Below are 408 nucleotides of genomic sequence, written 5' to 3' on the forward strand. Positions count from 1 at the left end.
AAGAATTTAATCCCGAAAAAAAGGCGGGGTGGTTCCCGGACAAAGGGAAAAAGTCGCGCAAACTCAGCTGGGATATTGGGGGGCCTAAAACTGCGGCCTCCCGCCATTTTCGAGCCAAGCTGGGATCTGTGTCATCGAGGACCTTTTTCCATCGATTATTCTCATCGAGATACTGCTCTATGGCGACAATCGCTGCTACGCCTTGACCAACGGCCTGACCGACACGGCGACGTGAATTAATCCTCACGTCACCTACGGCGAACACGCCTTTCCGGCTGGTCGCGAACATCAATTTTCGCCGACCTAGATAGATATCTGTCGCAACATAGTGATCATCCAACCGGATCCCGGCTTCGCTCCTTTTGATCCACTCCGTGTTCGGCTCGTCACCAATCAAAAAAATACTTT

General features: G+C 51.5%; 1 pseudogene. It reads right to left on the reverse strand.

Annotated features, from left to right (window positions below):
• Positions 1–408, reverse strand: a pseudogene (locus TN53_RS48945) (hypothetical protein); the annotation flags it as partial.

The sequence above is a fragment of the Streptomyces sp. WM6386 genome (assembly GCF_000972385.1).
Classification (GTDB): Bacteria; Actinomycetota; Actinomycetes; order Streptomycetales; family Streptomycetaceae; genus Streptomyces.